Source organism: Streptomyces sp. NPDC056948 (assembly GCF_042674225.1).
Taxonomy (GTDB): domain Bacteria; phylum Actinomycetota; class Actinomycetes; order Streptomycetales; family Streptomycetaceae; genus Streptomyces; species Streptomyces purpurascens.
Genome location: NZ_JBHUQX010000650.1, coordinates 1 through 3,416 on the forward strand (window position 1 = coordinate 1; position 3,416 = coordinate 3,416).

Genomic DNA, 3,416 nt, shown 5'->3' on the forward strand with positions numbered 1-3,416 from the left:
CGGCCGGCCCGGGCCGCCTCCGCGTCGCGCTCGACGACCGTGACCGCTACGTCGGCCCGTGCGCAGACCTCGGCGATGCCGGCGCCCATCAGCCCGCAGCCGACGACTCCCACGCGCTTGATGTCGGTCATCCGTATCCCTCTCTCTGGTCCGCGGCGGTGCGGGTCACGCGCTGGGCAGGTCCAGAACCCCCGAGCCGCGCTTGATGAGTTCGTTGGCGATGATCAGCCGCTGGATCTCGGAGGTGCCCTCCCAGATGCGGTCCACGCGCAGCTCGCGGTAGAGCCGTTCGACGGCGTACGAGCGGTCGTAGCCGCGCCCGCCGTGGATCTGGAGGCACCGGTCGATCACCCGGCCCGAGGCCTCGCTCGCCGAGAGCTTGGCGATGGCCGCCTTGGCGTGCAGGGTCTTGCGGTCCTCGGCCGAGGCCTGGTCGATCTCCCAGGCGACCTGGTGGGTGTAGGCCCGGTTGACGGCGATGTCCACGGCGCAGTCGGCGAGCATCCCCTGGATCAGCTGGTACGAGGAGATCGGCGCCCCGAACTGCTCCCGCTCCACGGCCCAGTCACGGGACAGTTCCAACGCGCGCTCTGCCGCCCCGATCGTGCGGGCCGCGATCATCAGGCGCTCCTCGGTGAACCAGGAGCGCGTGATGTCGTAGCCCTCGCCGACGCCGCCGAGGACGGCGTCCTCGCCGACCTGGACGTCGGTGAAGGTGAACTCGGGGTGCTCGTACACGAAGGTGTGCATCCAGCGCGGGACGCGCGTCATCTCGATGCCGGGGGTGTCCTTGTCGACGAGGAAGAGGGTGGGTGCGCCCTCCGGGCCCGCCGCCGCGAGCACGATCATGAAGTCGGCGTGGTCGCCGACGGTCACGAACCACTTCTCGCCGTTGAGCACCCAGCCCTGGCCGTTCTTGGTGGCGGTGGTGGCGAGGTTCTGCGGGTCGGACCCGGCGCCGGGCTCGGTGACGGCGTAGCAGTCGCGCCGCTCACCGTTGATCACCGGGATCAGGAACCGCTCACGCTGCTCGGGAGTGCAGAAGCGCAGCGCGTTGGCGGGCCGCCACACCATGTCCCACAGGGCGCCGGTGAGCCGCCCCAGTTCCTCCTGCACGGTGGCCTGCTCGGCGATGGTGAGTCCGGCGCCGCCCCACTCGGCGGGCATGTTGACGGCCTGGAGTCCGGCGTCGAGGACGGCGTCACGGACCTTGGCGTGCGCGTCGGCGGGCAGGCCGTTGTCCTCCTCGCACTGGGTCTCGTACGTGGCGATGAAGTCGGTGAGGGCACGCGCGTCGGCCTTGAGCTGAACCTGGCGCGGGGTGAGGCGGAAGTCCATGGGAGTCCTCGCTGATGAAGGTGATGAAGGCAGGGAGTCAGGGCGTGGGCAGGGCAAGGGCGCGCGTGCCGCGCTTGATGAGTTCGTTGGCGATGATCAGCCGCTGGATCTCGGAGGTGCCCTCCCAGATCCGGTCGACGCGCAGCTCTCGGTACATGCGCTCGACGGGATAGGTGCGGTCGTAGCCCCGGCCGCCGAAGATCTGCAGACAGCGGTCGGCGACCCGGCCGGCGGCCTCGCTGGCGGCGAGCTTGGCGGTGGAGGCCTTGGCGTGCAGCGTCTTGCGGTCGGTGCCCGGCTGGTCGGCCTCCCAGGCGACCTGGTGGGTGTAGGCCCGGTTGACGGCGATGTCCACGGCGCAGTCGGCGAGCATGCCCTGGATGAGCTGGTACGAGGCGATGGGCGCCCCGAACTGCTCACGCTCCACGGCCCAGTCACGGGCGAGTCGAAGAGCACGCTCGGCCGCGCCGACGGTACGGGCCGCGATCATCAGGCGTTCGTCGGTGAACCATTCCTTGGTGAGCTCGTAGCCGTTGCCCACGCCGCCGAGCACGTCCTCGTCGGCCACGAAGACATCGGTGAAGGTGAACTCGGGATGCCCGTTGACGGCGGAGTGCATGAAGTGCGGGATCCGCGTCATCTCGACGCCGGGCGCGGCCCGGTCCACGAAGAACAGCGTGGGCTGCCGCTCGGGGCCCGCGTCCGCCTGCACCAGCAGGAAGTCGGCGATGTCGCCGCAGGTCACGAACCACTTCTCGCCGTTGAGCACCCAGCCGCCGTCGGTGCGGTCGGCCGTGGAGGTGCCGGAGGACGGGTCGGATCCCGCGCCCGGCTCGGTGACGGCGAACGCGTCGAACTTCTCCGCGCGGATCACCGGCAGCAGATACTTCTCGCGCTGCCGCTCGTCGCCGTAGGCCAGGACGTTGGCGGGCCGCCAGGGGATGTCCCACAGACAGTTGGTGACCTTCCCGAATTCCTCCTCGACGATGACCTGGTCGAGGAGGCTGAGTCCGGCGCCGCCCCACTCGGCGGGCATGTTGATGGCGTAGACGCCGGCGTCCATGGCGGCCCGGGTCAGTTCGGTCACGAGCTGCTGCGGCAGGGGTCCGCCGGCCTGCTCGGACTGGTCCTCGTACCGCATGAGCAGCCGTGCGTAGTCGGCGGCGCGACGCTTCAGGTCGGCCTGCTCGGGGGTGTAGCGCATGTCCATGGGGGCCTCTTCCAGTGGGTCAGGCGAGTACGGCTCGGGAGTCGAGGGCGAGCACGCCGTCGGGGCGTACGAGAAGGGGGTTGACCTCGATCTCGGCGATCTCCGGGTGGGCGGCGGCGAAGGCCGTGATCGTCTCGACGGCTTTCGCGGCGGCGACGACGTCGACGGGCGGCTTGCCCCGCACCCCGTCGAGCAGGGCGGCGGTGCGCAGTCCGCGCAGCAGGCTCTCGGCCCGGTCGGCGGACACGGGGGCGAGGGTGAAGGCGACGTCGTGCAGTGCCTCCGCCAACACTCCGCCCAGGCCCACCATGGCGACGGGGCCGAAGCGCGGGTCCTGGTTGACGCCCACGATCAGCTCGATGCCGTCGGTCAGGTCGGCCATGGCCTCCACGGAGTAGGAGGAGGCGCCGAGCCGGGCGTGCATCTCGCGGAAGGCGGCGAGCAGTTCGCCGGGTCCGGCCAGGCCGAGCGCCACTCCCCCGGCGTCGGACTTGTGCAGGAGGTGGAGCGCCTTGAGGACGTACGGCCCTCCGAACTCCTCAGCTATGGCCAGGAGTTCGGCCTCGTCGTGGACCTCACGGGCGGCGGGGAAGGCCAGTCCGGCTTCCTCCAGGGCTTTGCGGGTCTCCAGGTAGCCGCTCTCGCGCAGCGGGGATGCCGGCCGGGGAAGAGGTGTGATCCCGGTGCGCTGTCCGGCGGGAGCCGTCGCGGCGAGGGCGCGGGCCGCGTCCTCGGTGGCGGCGAAGACCGGTATGCCGGCGGCGGCGAGCGTGCGGCAGCTCGGGGACTCGGGGTACATCGACTGCACCACGATGGGTTTGGCGGTGGCGCGGTGCCGGGCGGCGATGAGGCGGGCGGCCTCCTGTTC

General features: G+C 71.1%; 4 protein-coding genes. All 4 read right to left on the reverse strand.

The features are described 5' to 3' along the window. Positions 1 to 131: 3-hydroxyacyl-CoA dehydrogenase NAD-binding domain-containing protein (locus tag ACFTZL_RS42870; protein ID WP_382595443.1), on the reverse strand; the 131-nt coding region annotated here is incomplete at its 3' end. 34 nt (positions 132 to 165) lie between these two features. Further along, positions 166 to 1,338: an acyl-CoA dehydrogenase family protein gene (locus ACFTZL_RS42875; RefSeq protein WP_382595434.1), complete on the reverse strand. Its 1,173-nt coding sequence runs from the start codon at positions 1,336 to 1,338 to the stop codon at positions 166 to 168. 37 nt (positions 1,339 to 1,375) lie between these two features. Continuing rightward, a complete protein-coding gene (locus tag ACFTZL_RS42880; protein ID WP_382595437.1) occupies positions 1,376 to 2,548 on the reverse strand; it encodes an acyl-CoA dehydrogenase family protein in 1,173 nt (390 codons plus the stop codon). Between the two features lie 19 nt (positions 2,549 to 2,567). Then, positions 2,568 to 3,416, reverse strand: an 849-nt coding sequence (locus ACFTZL_RS42885) for an acetate--CoA ligase family protein (protein ID WP_382595440.1), incomplete at its 5' end; no start/stop codon positions are given.

What these genes read in the sequence shown, in the direction of transcription:
- ACFTZL_RS42875 (WP_382595434.1), bottom strand. Translation starts at nt 1,338, where the DNA reads ATGGACTTCCGCCTCACCCCGCGCCAGGTTCAGCTCAAGGCCGACGCG.
- ACFTZL_RS42880 (WP_382595437.1), bottom strand. Translation starts at nt 2,548, where the DNA reads ATGGACATGCGCTACACCCCCGAGCAGGCCGACCTGAAGCGTCGCGCC.